Source organism: Exiguobacterium sp. UBA1053, from assembly GCF_002316465.1.
GTDB classification, from domain to species: Bacteria; Bacillota; Bacilli; order Exiguobacteriales; family Exiguobacteriaceae; genus Exiguobacterium_A; species Exiguobacterium_A abrahamii.
Genome location: NZ_DCDO01000013.1, coordinates 959,960 through 982,279, shown reverse-complemented (window position 1 = coordinate 982,279; position 22,320 = coordinate 959,960). Strand labels below are relative to the sequence as shown.

Here is a 22,320-nt window from a genome sequence, read left to right as displayed (position 1 = left end):
AAAAACATCAACCATTTCCCAAAAATTTGTTATACTAACTTTTAGTTGTGTTAGAAAACGTTGAATTAGACAAATAAAGGAGAATAATTAAACCATGAATGAAACGATTAGCTTGCAGGAATTATTTTCAATTTTACGTAAATCGTTTTGGCGGATTCTAGCGCTAACGATTGTAGCAGCCTTGATTTCGTTTGCTGTCAGTAGTTTTTTAATTAAGCCGACCTATCAAGCAGGAACGCAAATCCTCGTTACACCGAAAAAACAAGAGAACAACATCATTGATGCGCAACAAGTCCAGTCATCGGTTACGCTCGTTAATACATATCGTGTCATCATTAAAAGTCCAGCCATCTTAGAAAAGGTTCAAAAAGAAGTATCGAATGCTCCGTCAAGTGTATCTGCACTTAATAATATGATCACGGTCGAAAGTGAACAGAACTCTCAGGTCATTAACGTGTCCGTTCAAAGTAAAGATGCAGCACTCGCTTCAGACATTGCGAACTCTGTCGCGAACGTATTTAGTGAAGATATTCCGAAGTTGATGAATGTCGATAACGTCAAAGTATTATCGGTTTCGGGTATTCCAACATCACCGGTCAGTCCGAACATCATCTTAAATACAGCGATTGCTGCAGTAGTAGGTTTCTTATTAGGTGTCGGTCTCGCATTCTTGCGTGAAGTACTCGATCGCCGCATCCGTACAGAAGAACAAGTCCAACAAATCCTTGACCTACCAGTTTTAGGTAGCATTCCAGATATCGATAGTAAAGTATTCAAATCTTCATCAAAAGCAGCCAAACGAGAGGCGGTCAAACAATATGGCTAAGAAAAGTAAAATGAATAAAGACGCACGGAAGCTGATTACAGTGACACAACCGAAATCGCCCGTAGCTGAACAATATCGGACGATTCGAACGAATATTGAATTCATGGCTGTCGATCGCGAAATTCAAGCGATTCTTGTTACATCTGCTACGCAAGGGGAAGGGAAGTCAACGACTTCGTCCAATCTTGCAGTTGCTTATGCGCAACAAGGAAAAAAAGTCTTAATCATAGATACGGATATGCGCCGTCCAACAGTACATTATACGTTCAAAGTTGCAAATGGTTTAGGTCTATCAAGTCTTCTGACACGTCAGGCAGAAAAAGAAAAAGCCATTTTACCGACAAAGGTCGATAACTTATCCATTTTGACAGCAGGTCCGATTCCACCGAACCCAGCAGAGTTATTATCGTCACGTGCGATGGAGCACCTTGTATCACAACTACGAGCAGACTTTGATGTGATTATCTTTGATGCACCACCATTGCTACAAGTGGCAGATAGTCGGATTACATCTAAGCTCACGGATGGTGTCGTACTCGTCGTCGGCTGTACGACGTCCGATCGTCAACGTGTCTTAAAAGCAAAAGAACAACTCGATCTCGCTGAAGCAAAAATCCTTGGCGTCGTCTTGAACCGTCGTGAACTGACAGATGATTCAGCATATCAATACTACTATTCTTATGAGTGAGGGACATTCACATGGTTGATATTCATTGTCATATCTTGCCGCTCGTCGATGACGGTCCATCTAGTGTCGAGCACGCGTTACAGTTAGCAGAACAAGCTGCTGCCGAGGGGGTATCACGGATCATCGCGACACCACATCTCTATCATCCGCAATTCGAGACAGAAGACGTCGACGTGCAGTTGACAGTGAATGAGTTCAACGTGCTACTAAAGCAACGTGATATTCCAATCACTGTCTATCCAGGACATGAGATTCGTTTGATTGGTGAGTTGATGGAAGCTATAGAAGCTGGGCAAGCGTTAACGTTGAATGAGTCGCGCTACATCTTGATTGAGTTTCCGTCGAGTGGGATTCCATCATACGCACGCCAAGTATTCGCTGAATTAATTTCAGATGGCTACATTCCGATTGTTGCGCATCCAGAAAAGAACAAGGCAATTATTCAAAATCCGTCCCTATTATTTGAATTGATTTCGAATGGTGCGATCAGTCAAGTCACATGTGCTAGTTTAGTTGGAAAGTACGGTAAGGATGTGCAACGCTTTGCGCTAGCTCTGTTAGAAAATGCACAAGCACATCTCATCGCTAGTGATGCACACCATATCGAGAAACGCCCTTTTTACTGGAAACAATGTGAACGAGTGCTTGAAAAAAAATTAGAAGACTGGCTGATTGATGAAATTTATGAAAATAATGAAGCAGTTTTGTTGAATCAGCTAATTACGATTAACCCTCCAAACCCAATTGAAAAGAATTGGAAAGGACAATGGGTATAACATTTTTTGTTAAGGTAAGGGAAAGAGAGTGAAATCACACTCTCTTTTTTCTATGTTAACGCTTACATTATGAAATTATGGAAAACTTTATAGAAAATGCAATAAGTTGTATGGTATCTTAATTTACATAAAGTATGGAATTATATTTATAAATTGGTAGTAAGAAAATGAATGCTCATTAGTGTGATTACTTAATTTGAGTAATTGAAAGGGGTTTGAAATAGACTCAATCAAAACATGATTAATGAATTCTAAAAAATATGATAAATAAAACTTCAATCTTGAAGAGAAAGGAAGTGTAATTAATGAAATTTTACTACTATTATCGAACGCTGACATTAGCATGTATTGATGCGGTAGCTCTTTGTATAGCAATTGCATTTACATACTTTTTCTTGTATCCAAGAGAGCTATTCAATCTTATTGATAGTCATGTCCTAGTTCAGTCAGCTGTACTCTTTTCTTTATTGTTTGTGACGATTGCATTTTTTATGAAGTTATACCGAGTTAATTGGAAATATGCCAGTATTCAAGAAGCATTGATTCTTTCTTTATCTTTAGGTGCTAGTTCGATTGGACTAATACTTTATCAAAAAATGTTTTTTGGACAGGTGTTTGAGCGGATCACCATTTTAAGTTTTTGTATCTCGTTACTTTTACTAGGTGCAATTCGATTAGCACTACGGTTGCTCGGAATTAGCCAACATTGGCGTAAATATGCCTTGCCGCGTCGTTTAGTTAAAGTAAGGAAACGGACATTGGTAATCGGGGCAGGAAGAGCGGGAAGAGCGCTTGTCCGTCAGTTATATTTGTCACCTTTTCACGAGCTGAAGCCTATTGCTTTTGTAGATGATGATCCTAAGAATATGCACTTTAGAATTCAGGGGATTGAAGTAGTTGGTACAACGAATGATTTAAAGTCAATCATTGATAAACACAACATAGAGGCTATAGTGTTGGCGATTCCTTCTTTAAATCAACAAAAGCGAATTGAATTGATTACTGAAGCAAAATCATTGTGTAAAGATGTTCAGACACTACCAATGATCGAAGAGTTAGTAACGGGAAAGATTTCTGTTAATGCGATTCGTGATGTTTCGATCGAAGACTTATTGGGTCGTGAACCAGTTGAATTAGATATTTCGGGTATAAAGTCGGAAATTGAAGGTCGAACGGTTTTAGTGACAGGAGCAGGAGGGTCAATCGGGTCTGAAATTTGTCGTCAAATTATTCAATTCAATCCAACAACTTTATTGTTATTAGGTCATGGAGAAAATAGTATCTATTTAATTGAGCGAGAACTGAGGGGCTTACAACTTCCGATTAATTTAGTACCAATCATTGCGGATGTTCAAGATCGTACGCGGTTGGAGCACGTTTTTGCACTACATAAACCTCATGTTGTATTTCATGCGGCAGCACACAAGCATGTACCTTTAATGGAAGCAAATCCGTTCGAGTCTGTTAAAAATAATGTTTATGGAACTAAAAATGTCGCAGAAGTAGCCGATATTTTTGAAGCCGAACGATTCGTCATGATATCGACTGATAAAGCAGTTAATCCTACTAATGTCATGGGATCAACCAAACGAATCGCAGAGATGATTGTGCAAGACTTAGGACAACGAAGCAACACTAAGTTTGCTGTAGTTCGATTTGGAAATGTATTGGGAAGTCGTGGATCAGTCATTCCACTATTTAAATCGCAAATTTTAGCGGGCGGTCCGGTTACGGTGACACATCCTGATATGACACGTTTCTTTATGACGATTCCGGAAGCAAGCCGCTTAGTCATCCAAGCAGGAATTTTAGCAGACGGTGGAGAAGTTTTTGTGCTCGATATGGGTGAACCTGTCAAAATCATTGATTTAGCAAAAAATATGATTGAATTAAGTGGGTTTACAGAAGATGAAATGCCGATTGCATTTTCCGGAATTAGACCAGGTGAAAAGATGTATGAGGAGTTGTTAAAAGAAGGAGAAGTAGATCCTGAAGCAATTTATCCTAAAATATTTGTAGGAAGAACGAAACAAAAAGAACCAATCATGAATATTCTACATTTAGTAGATCGTCATAAAAATTCTCCAATTCATTTAAGAAATATACTACTTGATATTGCAAATGATATTGAAGTGAGAGAAGAAAATTTAGTTTAAAACATAAGGAGGGCAGAGCATGAACTATAAAATGATCAAAAGACCGTTAGGATTCATACTTGCATGTATTGCTTTTATCATTTTAATTCCATTGCTTGCATGTATTACCCTTGCTATCAAATTTGAGTCACGCGGACCCGTTTTATTCAAACAAAAAAGAGTTGGTCTAAATAAACAACATTTCAATATTTTTAAGTTTAGAACAATGTATATTGAGACACCAAACGACACGCCTACACATCTTTTAGCTGATCCAGATGTGTATATAACACGTGTAGGAAAAGTTTTGCGTAAGACTAGTTTGGATGAGCTTCCCCAGTTGTTAAATATTTTAAAAGGTGAGATGAGCTTCATTGGTCCACGACCTGCTTTATGGAATCAGTATGATTTAATTGACGAACGAGATAAGTACGGTGCGAACGACACGTATCCAGGTCTTACCGGATGGGCGCAAATAAATGGACGGGATGAACTTCCGATTGATGTCAAAGCAAGGTTAGATGGGGAATACGTCGAAAAAATGAGTCTTACAATGGATGTAAAGTGTTTTATTGCTACTATTTTTGCAGTTCTTAAAAGTGATGGTGTAAAAGAAGGTGTTCATATAAATGATTCAAAGGAAGAAGTTGCCGCCACAAAGGAGATTTTGAACAAGTGAAAAAAGTACTCATTACTGGAATTACTGGAAATGTGGGTCGTGAAATAGCACATTCCTTAAAAGGTAAGTATTCAATTTTAGGAACTACAAGAAATACTGTAGTTGAATCACCATTTAAAACAATCACCTGTGATTTAAGTAATGAAAGTCAAGTTAATCAACTTTTAAACGATCATTCTGATATAGAATATATCATTCACTGTGCGGCTTTAGCACATAATAAAGGAAATGATTTAAGCGAGAGTGCCTTTACGAAAAATAACTTCATTCCAACAAAAAATCTAACGAATGCAGCAAATTCATTAAAACACCTTAAATCATTTGTATATATCAGTAGTATTTCAGTGTACGGTGAACAAATCAACAAAACCATTTATTTAGAATCAGATGAATGTTTTCCAGAATCACCCTATGCAAAAACAAAATTTGAATCTGAACAGTATTTAAATCAGAACGCCAAATTTCACTACACATCGTTAAGATTAGCACCCGTATACAGTGACACATTTTTATTAAACATCGATCGAAGAATTCGGATTCGCAACGTAAATTATATTGTTGGCAATGGGAAAGCTAAGTTGTCGATGTGCTCAATGAAAACAATTTTAAAAGTAATTAATCATGAATTACAAAAGAAAAAGGTAACTAATGAAATTTATAACGTTGCAGATAAATTACCATTGACGTATCGATTTTTAAAGCAAACATATGGTACCAAAAAAGTTACTATCGTTATTCCTAGGATAATCGTTACCTTGATGAACAAAATAAATAAACGAACGCTTCAAAATCAATTTGTTCATGAGAACACCTTGAAATTAATCGAAGATAAGATCTATCCAGCAGATAAAATTTTTAAAGAAATGGATCAGGTGTTTTAAATGAATTTGTTGTTGATTACACAATACTTTTGGCCAGAAGGATTTCGAGTAAATGATATAGCAACAGAATATCAAAAGCGCGGAAATAAAGTCACTGTATTAACTGGATTACCTAACTATCCATCAGGATCTGTTCCAAAAGAATATAAAAACAAAAAAAATCGAATTCAAATCTATAATGATGTAAAAGTAATTCGTTCATTTTTAGTTGAAAGAGGAAAAAAGTTAAGTGGATTAGCATTAAATTATGCATCGTTTGCAATTGCATCAATTGTTCCTGCTGTCACAAAAATACCTAAAAATGATTATAAGATTATTTTAGTTTATCAAGTTTCACCGGTATCAATGATTGTTCCCGGAATCGTATTAAAGTATCTATATAAAAAACCATTAGTTATTTATTGTCACGACTTATGGCCTGCTAGTCTAACGACCGTTGGTGTAAATGATAAAGGATTACTCTATAAAATTGTAAAACATATCAGTCGATTCATTTATGCACAAGCAGATGAATTGTTAATTAGTTCTAAATCATTCGAAAAGTATCTAAGAAAAGAATTATCATTAAAAAATGAAATTACTTACTTACCTGTTTATGCTGAAGATTTATTTGGAGAGGTTCAGTCTAATATAGAACAGAGTGAAAAGTTGAATTTAGTTTTTGCAGGAAATGTAGGAGAAATTCAAGGGGTAGACGACATTATAAAAGCAGCAAATATTTTAAAAAATGAAGAAAATATCGTCTTCCATATCGTCGGTGATGGAACAGCTCATGCAAGTTGTTTAGAACTAGCTCAACAATATGGGCTAAAGAACGTAGTTTTTCATGGACGTCATCCAATCGAAAAGATGAGAGAGTTTTATGATAAAGCAGATGCTTTTTTAGTATCAATGAAAAAGAACGAAGTAGTTTCGTATACGTTACCTAATAAAGTCCAGTCTTATTTAGCAGCTGGAAAACCTATATTAGGAATGATCGATGGTGAAACTAAATCAGTAATAGAAGAAGCAAACTGTGGATACTGTGTAGATGCTGAAAATTATGAAGAACTCGCAAAAGTGATTCTTCGATTCAAAGACGAGTCAATAAAGTACGAAATGTTTGGTCAAAATGCTAAAAAATATTATGAGCAAAATTTTTCTAAAGAAGATTTTTTCGAAAAGTTGGATACGATTTTACAGACAACATATAAAAGAGTGAAGGAGAATGAATATGTTTAAAGATAAAGTTTTGTTGATTACCGGAGGAACAGGATCATTTGGAAATGCGGTCATGGAGCGATTCCTCCATACAGATATTAAGGAAATTCGTATTTTCTCGCGTGACGAGAAAAAACAAGATGATATGCGTAAAAAGTATAATGATGAAAAGTTAAAATTCTACTTAGGTGATGTACGTGATATCTCAAGTATCAAAAATGCAATGTACGGTGTAGATTTTGTTTTCCATGCGGCAGCATTAAAACAAGTTCCGTCATGTGAATTTTTCCCATTAGAAGCAGTTAAAACAAACGTACTCGGGACAGAAAATGTCCTCGATGCTGCTGTAGAATTAAAAGTGAAAAAAGTTATCTGTCTATCAACAGATAAGGCTGCATACCCAATCAATGCGATGGGAATTTCTAAGGCGATGATGGAGAAAGTTTTCGTGGCTAAGTCCTTGAAAGTATCACCTGAAGAAACAATGATTTGCGGAACACGTTATGGAAATGTCATGGCGTCAAGAGGATCAGTTATCCCGTTATTCATCGAGCAAATCAAGAGCGGAAAGCCATTAACGATTACGAATCCCGATATGACACGTTTCTTAATGAGTCTTGAAGATGCAGTTGAACTAGTCATCTTTGCATTCAATAATGCAGTCGCTGGAGATATCATGGTTCAAAAAGCACCAGCCGCAACGATTCGTAATTTAGCTGCTGCGTTGATTGAATTGTTCGATGCAGACAATGAAATTAAAATTACAGGTACAAGACATGGTGAAAAATTATACGAAACATTATTAACACGTGAAGAACATCTTGTATCACATGATCTTGAAGGATTCTACCGTGTACCGGCGGATACGCGTGATTTAAACTATGATAAGTATTTCGTAGAGGGAAGCCAAGAATTATCGACAGAAACGGAATATAATTCACACAATACAAGACAATTAAATATTGATGAAATTAAAGAATTGCTTCTAACAGTGAGTTATGTACGTGAACAACTAGAACTCGTTAAAAGAGAGGCATCTGTAAATTGAAAATTTTAGTATTAGGTGCTACGGGTATGGCCGGCCATATGATTTCTTTGTATTTAAAAGAAGTCGGTCATACTGTTGTCGGTTTTTCTAGAAAAGGCGCTGACTTCCTAGACGATAATGTAATTGGAGATGTAACGGACTTCAATAAACTTCAACAAGAAGTTTTATCGAATCAGTATGATGCAGTCGTGAACTGTATCGGAATTCTAAATAGTGATGCTGAAAATCATAAAAGTAATGCTGTTTTATTAAATGGTTACCTGCCTCATTTTCTTTCAGATATTACTTCAAATATTAAAACTAAAATCATTCACATGAGTACGGATTGTGTTTATTCAGGTTCTGAAAATGTATTGTTCACTGAAAATCAATTACCAAATGGACCTACTTTTTATGATCGATCAAAAGCACTTGGAGAAATCATAAACGACAAGGATTTAACATTCCGTAACTCAATCATTGGTCCGGATATTAGTGAAGATGGAATTGGGTTGTTTAACTGGTTTATGAAACAGGAGAAGCCTGTAGGAGGATATAGTTCTGTCATGTGGACAGGAGTTACAACTCTTACTTTAGCTAAAGCAATTGACCAAGCACTACAAGAAAATTTGACAGGACTATATCATCTTGTAAACAATGACTTGATAAGTAAACATGACCTTTTAATATTATTTAATCAATATTTTAAACAGAATGAATTAGAGATTCATAAAAATGATGAAGTGAAAAGCTTGAAGGCTCTCTATAATACAAGAAGAGATTTTTCGTTCGTAGTACCTTCTTATGAAACGATGATACAAGAAATGTACGATTGGGTTATGACACATCAAGAATTATATCCATACCGAGTCGAGATGGAAGTGGGAGAATAACATGACAAAAAAGCTTAAAGTAATGACGATCGTAGGAACACGCCCTGAAATTATTCGTTTAAGTGAGACGATTAAAAAGTTTGATCAGTACTTTGATCATGTATTTGTCCATACTGGTCAAAATTATGACTATTCTTTGAATCAAGTGTTTTTTGAAGACTTCAATTTAAGACAGCCAGATCATTTTCTAGAAGCAGTCGGTGAAAACTTAGGGGAAACAATGGGGAATATCATTAGCAAATCGTATGAACTGTTTCTTAAAGAAAAACCAGAGGCTTTATTAATCTTAGGCGATACAAACTCTGCATTATCTGCGATTTCAGCCAAGCGACTTAAAATCCCGATTTTCCACATGGAAGCAGGAAATCGATGCTTCGATCAAAACTTACCAGAAGAAATTAACCGTAAAATTGTTGATCATATCGCCGATGTAAACTTACCTTATACAGAACACGCTAGAAGATATCTCATCAGCGAAGGATATCGAAAAGAACATATCTATGTAACGGGATCTCCAATGGCAGAAGTGTTACATATTTATAAAGAATCGATTGAAAAAAGTAACGTAGTACAAAAGTTAAACTTAGAAAAAAATAAATACATTTTAGTATCAGCACACCGTGAAGAAAACATTGATAATGAAGATAACTTCTTATCGCTCATGGGTGCAATCAATACGATCGCTGAGAAGTATCAAGTTCCAGTCATTTATTCTACACATCCACGAGCAAAGAAAACAATTGAAGCACGTCAATTTAAGTTTCATCCTTTAGTACAAAACCTAGAGCCGTTCGGATTTTTTGATTATAACAACTTGCAGCTCAATGCACTTTGTGTTTTATCAGACAGCGGAACAATTCCAGAAGAAGCATCTATCTTAAATTTCCCAGCTGTGTCAATTCGAACATCAACAGAAAGACCTGAAGCGCTTGATAAAGCAGGAATAATATTAGGCGGTATTAAAGAAAAAGACGTGGTTCAATCGGTCGAGCTTTGTTTATCTATGCATAATAATAAAGAAGCAGCAGCTTCAGTTATTGACTATCAAGATCAAAACGTATCAAATAAAGTAATTAAAGTAATTCAAAGTTACACTTCAATTGTAAATAAAGTTATATGGGGAAAATAATATGGGGAAAATTATAATTTTTAATGTTCCTGCAGAAAAATTAGGTGCATTAAGCATACTAAACAGGGTTTATAATGAAGCAATTAATGATTTAGAAAATGAATATGTATTTGTATTGAGTGGGAACTATTTAAAAAACGAAAAAAATATAAAACAAATTCATTTAACCTGGATAAAGAAAAGTTGGTTTCATAGATTATTTTTTGATTATTTTATAGCTCATAAAATAATCAAAAAAGTGAAGCCAGATAAAATCATAAGCTATCATAATATGATAGTCAAAAGTAATTTAGACGTTAAACAAACAATTTATTTGCACAATGCCATACCTTTTGCAGATTTTAATTTTTCCTTTATTAATGATACTAAATTATGGATTTATCAAAAAGTGATCGGTAGGAAAATATTTAGTTCAATAAAAAAAGCTGATGAAATTGTTGTTCAAACAGAATGGTTAAAAAGAAAAATTTTAGAGCGATTCAATATAGAAAGCAAAAAAATCAAAATAGAAAATCAAGAGAATAATTTTAATGCTCCAAAAATAAATAATTTTTTAAATTATAAAGAATCTAATATTAAATATTATATATATCCTGCAGCACCATTTTCCTATAAAAATCATAAGGTTATATTAGAAGCTTGTAAGCAATTAAATGAGGAACAGAAAAAAAACATAAATATTAAATTTACATTCAAAGGCGATGAAAATAAAATTTCAATGAAAATAAAAAAAGAAATAAAGTCTCATAATTTACCCATTAGCTTAATTGGAACAATAACTCAAAATGAAGTGATGGAATATTATTTAACACATCAGCTAATATTTTCTTCTAAACTTGAGACATTAGGTTTGCCACTGCTGGAAGCACAAGTAACAAATACTCCAATTATCTATCGAAGTGATGAATTATTTGAAGAGATATTAAACTCATATGATAAAAAGAATAGTTTCGAATCCTTTTTAGATCTAAAAAAATTATTGATTAAAGAGTAGGGAAGTAAATGATTAATAATGCACACAATTTAAAAGTAAGTAATTCGTTAAAGCATTTTTTAATATTAGGAGCAACTGTCATCTTTTTTATGTTCCTAATGTATGAGTTTAATGATTTGTTAACATTATCAAAAATAAGTATTGTTTTATGGTTATTCATTTTTGTAACTTGGACTATTATTGAAAAAGATATAATAAATTTTTACAGCTTTTTTTTGATATTTATCTTTATGTTTTTCTTAGGAGATTTTTTCCTATACGCCATTGACTTTAATTTTAATAACAATAGAAATATTACTTCTGGTTTAGTTCCATTTTCAGCAATTAAAATAAGTTTAATGTTTCTCATGAAATTTTTACTTATAATGCATTTCTCTGTCTTAATTGTATATTACTATCTAAACAAAAAAGGAAAAAAAGTTTTTAAGGAAAAAAAGCAAATCTCTAACAAGATGCTAGAGGCTTTAAAGATTGCTTCAACAATTATCTTTGTAATTACGTTCATACCTTCTTTTGATATTTTATTTAGAAATATTTATATTACTTTTACTCAAGGATATGGAGAAATATTCAATTCAGTAGAGTACTCTTTAGGAGGGTTTGCAAATATTAAAAGGTTCATAAGTAGTTTTTTTATACCAAACCTTTTTTTAATGCTTATTGTATTTAAAAATACAAAGTATATCAAATTAATTAGTTTTATAGTGATTATATATTTGGGACTGTACTTCTTAAGCGGATCTCGTATAAATGCAATTTTAATAATTTCAGCTTTCATTATGATAAAGCACTATTGGTACAGTAAAATAAGTAAAAAAGGCTATGTATATTTAACTATATTGCTTATCGTAATGTCTGTTCTGTTACCATTAATATCTGAACTTAGAAACATTCTTTTTAAAACAGGTTTGAGTCAAGAGATGTTTATTAGTATTTTTAATAATTTAATAGATCAAAATCCTATTTTTACATCATTAGAAGAATCAGGTTACACATTTTTAGTTATCGCAACGGTCATTAACAATGTTGGAATAAATGTAGAATATTTGTATGGAATGTCATATATGAACAATGTGTTAATGATTTTCCCTAACCTATTTTGGGATGTGCATCCCGCAACTTCTTCTAATACAGATTTAGCTTTTCAAGATTTTTTAACAATTTATGGAGGTGTCGGATCATCTTTTGTTGCTGAAGCCTATTATAATTTCGGTAAATATTCAATAATTTTAGCAATATTTTTCGGCACTATAGTTTCTCATATTACTTATAAAATAAAAAGTAGTTCTGAAAATAAAGACGTAATTATATTTTACATTTATGTTTATGCTTCTTCTTTGCTCTTAATTTATGTGAGAAGCGATACAGTTAGCTTTTTAAGAAACATGATTCTTTATGCTATAACTCCTTTAGTTTTGGGATGGTTCATTAGCAAACTAGGTAGAAAAAATGAGAGGGAATTATGAATTTACTTCTATTAATTATTTCACAAGTTTTTGGATTAACATTGGGACTAATTAAATCCTTAGTACTTCCAAAATACCTAACTATAGAGGATTTTGCTTTATGGCAAATTTATTTGTTGTATGTTGGGTATATAACGGTATTCTCATTTGGATTTAATGATGGATTGTTAGTAAGATATGGGAAGTTTAACTTGAGTAAACTTCCCGTTAGTTTAGTAGGAAAATCTATAAAGTATTTTATGAGCTTTATAATACTATTCACAGTAATATTACTTATATTTTGTTTAATATATCCTTCCGATGATAAAAAATTACTATTTATCTTTATATCCTTAAATATACCTCTTGTAGTATTAAATGGGATTTTTTTGTTTTTGTTACAGAGCACAAACCAGATAAAAAAATATAGTTTTTATTCTGTAATTGATAAATTGATAATGTTAATTACATTATCAATGTTTGTATACTTTGGTTTTAATTATTTATTTTTAATTATAATAATAGATATGTTGTCAAGGCTATTACAAATATTTTTAATGTATTTAGAATTTAAAAAGCTTTTTAATACTAACAGTACATATATTGATCGTAAAACTGTATTTTTAGAAATAAAGGAAAATATCTCTAGAGGACTCTATATTTTAGTTTCAAATTTAATTAGTATGTTGCTATTTGGATTTAGTTTATTTGTAATTGAACGCTTTATGACTTTAAAAAATTACTCAATGTATTCTTTAGGAATTTCAATAACAAATATTTTATTATTATTTATCAATGCTATTTCCGTTGTTGTTTTTCCTTATCTTAGTAGGTTAAAAGAAGATCAAGTTATGAGAAAGGCAAGTTATATTACAAACTGGATAGTGATATTATCAATAATCATCTGTAATATTTATGTACTCATAACATTTACTGTTGAAAATTTTTTAGATAAGTATGTAGAAATATTATTATTTATGCCTTTTATTTTTTTAAGTATAGTCTTGCAAATTAAATTTAGTATTATTTTTTATCCTATGGTAAAAATTTTACAATACGAGAAAAAAATTTTTAGTTTAAATTTAGTATTACTATTAATATCAATTGTTTTTACTATAATTACTGTAGTATATTTTCATTCTCTCTTGTACACTTCGATTGTGATGTATATTATACTATATTTAAGAAATTATTTTTCGAATAAAATAGTTTTTAAAATAAATTATTTTAGAGAATATATAGAACTTATAAGCCATATAGTTTTTCTAATTGTTGTTTATCGTACCAATACATTTTATGTATTTAGTTTATATTCAGTAATAGCATTTTTGTTAATAAAAAAATTTGATTATGAAAGGAAACTTTAATTGAAGACTATAGTTTTTTTGACAGGGAGCTATTTTCCAGATCATTCGGCAGTAAGCAATTGTATTGAAAGAGTGATACTTCAGTTAGAAGAATCATTTAATATAATTGTTATTTGTCCTCAAACAAGTACAGAGCAACTTTTAAATGAAAAACATGAAAATCACACCATTATTAGATTTCGTAATAAGGATATTGAAAATAAAATCAGTCGAAAAATGAAAAGGATGTTTAATCGCTATTCTTTATTAGATAATTTAGTAGATGGCTATTTGTCCGAAATGGAAAAAATAGATAATATAGATACTATATTTCCAGCTATTATGCCTTTCGAAACGGCTTTGGCTGCGATGAATTTAAAAGAAAAAAATAAAAAAGTTAATATAGTTCCGTTCATGTTTGATCCTTATTCAAATAATAGTAATCTGCATTATAATGATGTAATTAAAAAGATAAAATCTAAAAGTCTTATGAAATTAGAAAAAGGATTACTTGAAAATTCTCAATACATAATTTTTATTCATCATTTAAAAGAATACTTTAATAAAAATTATAGTAAATATAAAAAAAAGTTTGTATTTATAGAGCATCCATTATTTGAAAAAAAAGAATACTTTATAGATAATCAAAAAAACGATACTGATGATATTAATCTTGTTTATACAGGTAGCTTTTATAAAAAAATAAGAAACCCAAATTACTTTTTGGATATTATGGATAAGGTAATTAATAAAAAAAATAACTTATTTGTTCATTTGTATTATTTCGGAGATTGTAAAAAAGTGATAAAAAAGTGGAGTGCTTTAAATTCGAATATAATTGATTATGGAAGTGTAAATTCAAATATTGCAAGAGAAAAAATGCAAAGAGCTGATGTTTTGATTGGAGTCGGTAATTTAACGAATTCGCAAACGCCTAGTAAAATTTTCGAATACATATCGTTTAAGAAGAAAATAATTTACTTTTATAAAAATAAAAACGATAGAAATATTAATATATTAAAAAAATATCCATACTCTTTAATAATTGATGAATCAAAAGGTGATATAAATGAAAATATAGAAAAAATAATACATTTTTTAGAGCTTAAAGTAATTAGTAATAGTGATGTTAATAATAAAATTAATATTCTATTCAATGATGCAAATCCTAATTATATTTCTGAGATAATTATTGATAAAATAGCTAAATAAATTTTCGTTATAAAAAATTTAATGGTAGTCTGAAAACGCTTCTTTAGTCTAAAGTAATTATCTTAGGAAAAAAGTTACTTATTATTGTTTGCTTAGGAAGGATTTGTTACGATTTATATTCATTATACTATATCAAAGGAGTTCAAAATAACAACTTATCGGGAGCTCTAATAAATAGACTGTAGGCAAACCCTCATTTCATAATTGAAACGAGGGTTTGTTATATGTATTACCTATAACAATTAGCGAAGACCTAATTTCTTAAGAAACTCCACAACTAAAAAGTGTCGCGATTAGTAATGGTATACGAGAAATTTTCTGAAGAGGTGATTTACTTAATTTAATAAAAAAATAATCGATAAAATTCAGATTTCATAATTACCTTGTAGTGAATAGCTTAAAATAAACTTTATTTACTTTAATTATATTTTATGTTCTATATATCATTTTTTTTGATTTCAATTTGTATAATATTATGTCTGTTTCCACGATTCTCAGATTTTGGAATAACCATAAAGTCATTATAAAGATTAGTCAAGTAATCTTTAAATTGAGAGGGAATTTTAATTTGTATATTTTCAAATGAATCATAAATTAAAGAATCAAACCATTCTTTACGTACAACTTCTTTTTCAAACCCATAAGATCCTCCAGTACAAACCATAATATCGTTATTGCTAGCTGTTACTCTAGCTAATTTTTCAAAAGTATTTATTAAAAACTGTTTAGGAAGAAACTTCATTAACTTTCTCAAAAAGAATTGTAATTTTTGATTAGTAATAATGTAGTTTGATTTAATTAATATAATCTTATGAATTAAAGTTGAAATTTTATGTTGGAGAAATTTTTGGAAAATAGAACTGTGAACATCATCAAAAGGAAAAATATCTATATATATTCCATGATGAAAATTAACATCTTTAGTCACAAATTCTTTATAGATCGTTTGGTTGACTCTTAGTTTTGAAAAAGGCATTGCAAATTCTTTTTCAGTATGCCAATTTTGTAAAAAATACGAACTTTGTAAGTTATCATTAAATTCTTTTTCAAATAAAACTCTGAATTTCTCGTATTCTTCTCTTCTTAAGCCTATATCGATATCGTCATCCCATGGAATAAATCCTTGATGACGAATAGTACCTAGTAAAGTTCCAGCAATTACGAAATATTCGATTTGGTGCTTATCAAAATAAGAAATTAAAAATTTTAAAGCAGCAAGCTGAACTTCTTTTACACATTCGTTTGCAGTGTTTTGTTGAATAGATGGCATATTTAAAAACTCCAATATAATTTTATGTATATTAAATCATTATTTTTATTGAAATTGAATGGATAAATATAAATGATTTTAAATATTGACCTTATTATCAAAATATTTAAGTTTAAATATTGAATAAGAGTAAAATAATGGCATTAAATTAATCTGATAATGATATTTTTAGTGTATTAAGGTTTTTTTATATGATTAAACAGTTGAACTCGTTACAAAGTATCAAAACTTTTGCTACAATTTATGTTTCACTATATCGCTCTAAGAGCCCGATCCTTTGCTTAAATTACTTCAAACTGCAGTCATGAATAAAAAAATTAATAGTATAAATTTATTTAAAGAAAGTACTTATGTTGTTTATGTACTGAACCCCGAATGATAGACACTTGAAAAAAGTGCATTATTCGGGGTTTTTCGTGTGAATACAAATCGCTATAATGAATCTATTCATTCAGATGGGAGAAACAACCATGAGTAAAATTATCTTCACTATGACTCAAGTCAACCAGCTCGAAGAAAATCCGAACGTCGCTTCCTTATCAGAACGCTCGATCCAGTACATGGCCCAGTTCAAGATCAAGGCCGTACGTGAGAATATGGAAGGAAACGGACCTCAACAAATCTTCACGGAGGCCGGATTCGACCTGACGGTGATCGGGAAACGAAAAGCGCAGTCCGCGTTGATTCGCTGGCGCCAAACGGTCCGAAAAGACGGAGAGGAGGGTCTCCGGAACGATACACGTGGAAAGGTTCTGAGAGGAGGACGCCCGAATACAGACGAGTCGATGGAGAGACGGTTGGCGAAGGCAGAGGCACGGATCAAATACCTGACGGCAGAGAACGAGCTTTTAAAAAAGCTAGAGCAGTTAGAGGGGCAGGCGAAACATCCGAACTAACATCAGCAGAGAAATATCTGGCCATCAACACCGTCATCCGCATCGCACAGATTAAGAAGCTCGTCCACCCACTATGTGAGATCGCCGGAGTGAGCCACAGTGGCTATTACGCTTGGTTGAACCGTTCCGAGGCGGAGTCCCTCCGGGAAGAGCGAGATTACCTAGATGCGACACTCCTCAAGAACATCCATGATAGCCATAAAGGCAAAGTCGGCTATCGGGGGCTGTACATGGAGGTGTTCGCCACCCTCGGTTTTCCAATCAACCAGAAACGGATTCTCCGACTCATGCGCAAATATAACATCGTGACCAAAATCCGAAGGATGAACCTTTATCGAAAGCTCTCTCGGGCGACGCACGAGCATTGCGTCGTGCCGAATCGATTGAACCGCGAGTTCCAGCAGAGCGAGCCCGAGAAAGTATTCGTGACCGATATCACCTATCTCCCCATCGTCTCCGGAGAGAACGTCTATCTGTCTTGTGCGAAGGACGTCGCTACACACGAGATCGTGGCATACAAACCATCCACGGACCTTCGCATGGACCTCGTCTTTCAGACGATGAAAAAGCTCGAAGAGCATCTCCAAGGGAATCGACATTCCGAAGCGATGATTCATTCGGACCAAGCACCCATCCGGGCTACCAGCGACTCGTTGGCGATCTTGTACTGGTCCAGTCCATGTCACGTCGGGGCAACTGTGTCGACAACGCACCTATCGAATCGTTCTTCGGTCATTTGAAGGACTATGTCACCAACCGCTCGTGCGGATAAATCGAGGAGGTCCGAGAGATGGTCGGGAACTACATAAGCTATTACAACTGCGAACGCGGTCAATGTAACCTAAAAAAGTTGACCCCGAAACCATATCAGGGTCATCTGATCGCAGCACAGAAAACTCGGGCTTTTTAATAAACTGTCCATTTTACGGGGCTCAGTTTATTCTGGAAATAAATAGACTTCTTATACTCAGTATGTAATTTAAGTTTTAGGTTAAACAAAACAATTTAAATTATTCAAAGTGTATATAATTCCTCATTTCGTAATTGAAATGAGGGATTATATACGTGATAGCCATTAAAATATGAATAAGATATGGATTTCTATAGAAATACCGAGATAAATTTGGACGGTTTTAAGGTTCAAAGCCATGAGAGTAAACATCAATCGAAGATTTGATTTTTTTACTCCTAATAGTGAGGATTTGATTATGCTCACAAAGATAACATTCATAGTATTTGTCATAAAAAAATTCTTTTTTTCTTTAACATTCCTTTATTTTTTTGGGATGTGTAAAAGAAGATCGGTAAAATATCTTGTTCGCGAAAACAATAGGCAATCGAAATTGCTAATAGTCAGTATCGACGAATAATTGACCGAAGAGCTCCACAAAGGTTTAAAGAAACGAATGAATAAACACAATCGTGGGTATTATCAGGGGTTAAAACCATCCCGAGGATAAAATTACTTCAATTACAGGATATACGACTACAGGCTATACGACACAAATAAGCAAATTGCTTATCATGTTTCTTCTTCACATAATAGCCACTCTCCGGTTTTGTCGTGCTCTCTTTTATCTGACATTATCCAAGACTTTTTGTCTTATGGATGAAACATTTATTTTTCATTTATAATCTAAATTTCGTTGGCTTCTTGATCTAATTCGACTTTTTACTGTTGAGCAGCGAGTCGAACTAGTTTTTTCTTAAGCTTTCATTTGTTAACTTTCGCTTTAATGATTGATGTGAGAAAGATCTAAATTATATGAAATTTTAAGATTAAATAGTCCTTTATTGTTATATTTGTATTTATAAAAAAATACTCTAAATACATTTGTTAAAATCTATTTTGATTTACCGATATAGTTTAAAAGAGAATTTATAGGGGCACACCTTGAAAATAGGAGGCTTAGTGAATTGACTAAAGATACTAATCATACAATGATATCCTTAAATACTTATACGCTATCTTTGATAACCAATCATTCAAAAATCTGTCGAAGTGATAGTAAATTGTATTCGATGTTCTTTGAATACCATCGTTTATATCAAACAGTATCCTCAGAAAAATGGCTAGATTTGAATGCTAGAAAACAAAAAATTATACAAAAGAAGCAAACAACATTGAATATATTACGTTTCTCGACAGAATTAGTAAATGTTATTTTGTTTTTAAAAAGATATCACCTACCTGTTATTTGTTTAAAAGGTCCAGTAATTGGTGAGAAAATCTATAAAGCAATCGGTGCGCGTGTTTTTCGAGATTTGGATTTACTTGTTCCAGAAGAACGTTTATCTGAAGCAGAGAATTTATTGAAGAAACTCGGATACGTTCAAGACTCAACCTCTAACTATAGTGCTAAACAATCCCATCATCTGGTCTACATCCACGAGCAAAATGATCATATCATCGAACTTCATTGGCGGCTTCATCCAAATATCATTAATGAACCAACATTCGAAGAATTATGGACAAGGCACGAAACGGTTCGAATTGCTGGAACTGATGTACCGTGTCTAGATACGACAGAGTTATTCGTCTATTTGATTTCTCACGGCTCTAAGCATGCATGGTTTCGATTACGTTGGCTGTATGATATTCATTTATTTCTGGAACAGCCGCTCGACTTAGTTGAAATCCAAACTCGTCTAGCAAAACGGGGGTGTCTCCATATGATGGGACAAGCGTTGCTGTTACGTCAGGAGCTATTCGAAGGAGAGATTCCGGAGTCATTCGTCCACTTAACGAAAGATCGTAAGAGTAAGCGAATGGCTAAAATGGCAATGCGTATTATTGAAGAACAAAATGATCCAGGAAAAGCGAATCAGACACTATATGAGTATTGGTACTGGAAACGTTACTTCTGGTTGATTCGTGACTCTTCTAGACGTTTTGAATTCGTTTGGCATCATCTTATCCCGAATCAGCAGGATAAAGAGATAATTCCATTGCCTCAATCACTGCACGTTCTCTACATACCCCTACGTCCACTCACTTGGAGTTTACGGCGATGGAAAGGAAGGACGTCATCATGAGTGCAATTTTCGGTGTGTTAAATTTTCGGAATATTAATTTAATTGACCGAATTAATACGTTAAAAGATATCTATTCCTTACGTTATTACAGTGACCGTTGTCATCGAACGATTAACTCGAATTGTGGTCTGGGTGCGCTGGAACAGTGGATTCGTCAGAGTGACCAAGAGACGTTGCTACCTTATCAACAAAATCATTTGACGATCGTCGTAGATGCGATGCTCGATTATCGAGATGAGTTAGCAGAGCAACTCGGTGAGCCATGGAATACAGAGACAAGCGACACGGAGTGGATTCTGCGTGCCTATCAGAAGTGGGGAAAATCGTGTGTCAAACAGTTGTATGGTCCGTTTGCGTTCGCCATTTATGATTCAAGCACAGACGAACTATTTCTAGCGCGTGATCCACTCGGGGAGCGCAGTATTTGCTATGGTCAAAATGATGAGATGTTCGTGTTTGCTTCAACAGCAAAACCCGTCGCGACGTTGCTAGGGTGTACATACGATGAACAATACTTAGAAGATTATGCGATGCAACCTTTCGTCTCGAAAGATCCAAGACCTTATGCATCACCTTGGGAAGGGGTGACGTATCTTGGACCGGGACAAACGTTAGTCGTTCAAGCGGGACAGCTCCGAATTGAAACGTACTGGTCGTATGATTTGGTCGCGAGCAAAGCCGAGAAAATGAAAGAGGATTTCTATCACGAGTTCGAGAATACATTAGCAAAAGCAACAGAAGCATGTCTTGCTGTCGAAGGAGAAGTTGGTCTTCAACTCAGCGGTGGCCTTGATTCGACGACGGTGGCAGCCTTTGCAGAACCGATTCTAAAGAAACGGGGACAGGTATTACACGGATACACGCATGTTCCGCTCTCGACGTATGAAGATAACGGTGAGCTTGGAAACGAACGACCACTCGTCGAAGATTTACTAAAGGTATATAGCGGGATACGACAGACGTGGGTCGAAAACCCGTCGCGTAATAGCTACAACACGATAGACGACTGGTTATATATCCTTGAGATGCCATACGGCTTCTTCATGAATGCTCCTTGGTTGCTTGAAATCCATCAATTGGCACAGCAGCAAAATGTGAAAGTCCTGTTGAATGGAAAACATGGGAATTCTACCATTTCGCATGGCTCACTTGACGGATATCATCATGAATTGCTCCAGCAGAAGCAGTGGCGCAAACTCAAGCAAGAGTTGACGTATACGACGTCCTCGATCTTGAGACAAGGAAAATCGCTTGCTGCGTTACTGATTAAACCACGCCTCAATGAAGAACGGCTGCGCCGGTACTATTTAGCGCGGGCCAAACGAACGTTTCATCCGAACGTCTTAAAGAATACGACCTATTATCATGGTCAGTTTCCGTTTCGGTCGACGACGGATCGCTTGGCATTCGCTTATCGGATCAATGATTTGCATGATCGTGGCGTTCTTGGAACGCTGTTCTCATTACATTTTAGATGTATCGCGCGCGACCCAACGTCGGATCGGAAGTTGATTGAATTATGTGCCCGACTACCAGTAGAAGTCTTCAGTTCTAAAGGTGTTGCAAAAAAGATTGTCCGGACGATCATGAAGGAACGTTTACCAGCGTCCATTCTCCATCCGAAGCGGGCGAGAGGCAGGCAATCGGCTGACTGGGAACTACGTTTGCGTGATGAAATTGAACTAATCATTGAGGAAGCTAGTCAATTTACCAATAGTGAGGCGAATAAAATATATCGGCATGACTTTTTTGAAGCATCGAACCTAAAAAAGGTACTTCAAGATATATGGTCCGTGAAGCTGTTGCTTCGCGCGATTACACTTCATCGATTCAAAGGAGGTGAAGACAAATGAAACAAGAGTGGCAAACACCGGTACTCGAAGAACT

At 33.8% G+C, this 22,320-nt stretch carries 17 protein-coding genes and 1 pseudogene; 17 read left to right on the top strand and 1 reads right to left on the bottom strand.

Annotated features, from left to right (window positions below):
* Nucleotides 1-94: 94 nt before the first annotated feature.
* The 14 genes from B3G15_RS12630 (at nucleotide 95) to B3G15_RS12565 (ending at nucleotide 15,231) form a co-directional block, all read left to right on the top strand.
* Nucleotides 95-826 (top strand): YveK family protein, encoded by a 732-nt coding sequence (locus tag B3G15_RS12630; RefSeq protein ID WP_214807917.1) that lies wholly within the window; start codon nucleotides 95-97, stop codon nucleotides 824-826.
* The gene (locus B3G15_RS12625; RefSeq protein ID WP_174316649.1) at nucleotides 819-1,514 is read left to right on the top strand and encodes a CpsD/CapB family tyrosine-protein kinase; all 696 of its coding nucleotides are present in this window, start codon (nucleotides 819-821) and stop codon (nucleotides 1,512-1,514) included. The genes B3G15_RS12630 and B3G15_RS12625 overlap by 8 nt, the downstream gene beginning before the upstream one ends.
* Before the next feature lie 11 nt (nucleotides 1,515-1,525).
* Nucleotides 1,526-2,290, top strand: coding sequence for a tyrosine-protein phosphatase (locus tag B3G15_RS12620; RefSeq protein ID WP_290721559.1), 765 nt, complete (start codon nucleotides 1,526-1,528; stop codon nucleotides 2,288-2,290).
* Between the two features lie 305 nt (nucleotides 2,291-2,595).
* Nucleotides 2,596-4,446: a nucleoside-diphosphate sugar epimerase/dehydratase gene (locus B3G15_RS12615; protein ID WP_290721557.1), complete on the top strand. Its 1,851-nt coding sequence runs from the start codon at nucleotides 2,596-2,598 to the stop codon at nucleotides 4,444-4,446.
* 19 nt (nucleotides 4,447-4,465) lie between these two features.
* Entirely contained in the window at nucleotides 4,466-5,104 is a 639-nt protein-coding gene (locus B3G15_RS12610) for a sugar transferase (RefSeq protein WP_290721555.1), read from the top strand.
* Complete coding sequence (locus tag B3G15_RS12605) at nucleotides 5,101-5,985, top strand: NAD-dependent epimerase/dehydratase family protein (RefSeq protein ID WP_290721552.1); 885 nt, start codon at nucleotides 5,101-5,103, stop codon at nucleotides 5,983-5,985. The genes B3G15_RS12610 and B3G15_RS12605 overlap by 4 nt, the downstream gene beginning before the upstream one ends.
* Nucleotides 5,986-7,206: a glycosyltransferase family 4 protein gene (locus B3G15_RS12600; RefSeq protein ID WP_290721549.1), complete on the top strand. Its 1,221-nt coding sequence runs from the start codon at nucleotides 5,986-5,988 to the stop codon at nucleotides 7,204-7,206.
* The gene (locus B3G15_RS12595; protein ID WP_290721546.1) at nucleotides 7,199-8,233 is read left to right on the top strand and encodes a polysaccharide biosynthesis protein; all 1,035 of its coding nucleotides are present in this window, start codon (nucleotides 7,199-7,201) and stop codon (nucleotides 8,231-8,233) included. Before B3G15_RS12600 ends, B3G15_RS12595 begins: the two co-directional genes overlap by 8 nt.
* Nucleotides 8,230-9,105: an SDR family oxidoreductase gene (locus B3G15_RS12590; protein ID WP_290721543.1), complete on the top strand. Its 876-nt coding sequence runs from the start codon at nucleotides 8,230-8,232 to the stop codon at nucleotides 9,103-9,105. The genes B3G15_RS12595 and B3G15_RS12590 overlap by 4 nt, the downstream gene beginning before the upstream one ends.
* 1 nt (nucleotide 9,106) lies before the next feature.
* Entirely contained in the window at nucleotides 9,107-10,234 is a 1,128-nt protein-coding gene (gene wecB, locus B3G15_RS12585) for a non-hydrolyzing UDP-N-acetylglucosamine 2-epimerase (protein ID WP_290721541.1), read from the top strand.
* Between the two features lies 1 nt (nucleotide 10,235).
* Nucleotides 10,236-11,228, top strand: a complete 993-nt coding sequence (locus B3G15_RS12580) for a glycosyltransferase (protein WP_290721538.1) — start codon at nucleotides 10,236-10,238, stop codon at nucleotides 11,226-11,228.
* Nucleotides 11,229-11,236: 8 nt separating this feature from the next.
* Nucleotides 11,237-12,694: an O-antigen polysaccharide polymerase Wzy gene (gene wzy, locus B3G15_RS12575; protein WP_290721536.1), complete on the top strand. Its 1,458-nt coding sequence runs from the start codon at nucleotides 11,237-11,239 to the stop codon at nucleotides 12,692-12,694.
* The gene (locus B3G15_RS12570) at nucleotides 12,691-14,040 is read left to right on the top strand and encodes an oligosaccharide flippase family protein (protein ID WP_290721534.1); all 1,350 of its coding nucleotides are present in this window, start codon (nucleotides 12,691-12,693) and stop codon (nucleotides 14,038-14,040) included. The genes wzy and B3G15_RS12570 overlap by 4 nt, the downstream gene beginning before the upstream one ends.
* Nucleotides 14,041-15,231: a hypothetical protein gene (locus B3G15_RS12565; protein ID WP_290721531.1), complete on the top strand. Its 1,191-nt coding sequence runs from the start codon at nucleotides 14,041-14,043 to the stop codon at nucleotides 15,229-15,231.
* A 436-nt stretch (nucleotides 15,232-15,667) separates the two neighbouring features.
* Here the strand turns inward: B3G15_RS12565 and B3G15_RS12560 are convergent, their stop codons facing one another.
* A complete protein-coding gene (locus B3G15_RS12560; protein ID WP_290721528.1) occupies nucleotides 15,668-16,501 on the bottom strand; it encodes a LicD family protein in 834 nt (277 codons plus the stop codon).
* A gap of 470 nt (nucleotides 16,502-16,971) precedes the next feature.
* Between B3G15_RS12560 and B3G15_RS12555 the strand changes: the two are divergent.
* The 3 genes and pseudogenes from B3G15_RS12555 to B3G15_RS12545 all read left to right on the top strand — a co-directional run bounded on the left by B3G15_RS12555 (nucleotide 16,972) and on the right by B3G15_RS12545 (nucleotide 22,286).
* A pseudogene (locus tag B3G15_RS12555) lies at nucleotides 16,972-18,307 on the top strand (IS3 family transposase).
* Between the two features lie 1,007 nt (nucleotides 18,308-19,314).
* Nucleotides 19,315-20,433 (top strand): nucleotidyltransferase domain-containing protein, encoded by a 1,119-nt coding sequence (locus B3G15_RS12550; protein WP_290721525.1) that lies wholly within the window; start codon nucleotides 19,315-19,317, stop codon nucleotides 20,431-20,433.
* Nucleotides 20,430-22,286, top strand: a complete 1,857-nt coding sequence (locus B3G15_RS12545; protein WP_290721524.1) for an asparagine synthetase B family protein — start codon at nucleotides 20,430-20,432, stop codon at nucleotides 22,284-22,286. The genes B3G15_RS12550 and B3G15_RS12545 overlap by 4 nt, the downstream gene beginning before the upstream one ends.
* The last annotated feature ends 34 nt before the right edge of the window (nucleotides 22,287-22,320 follow it).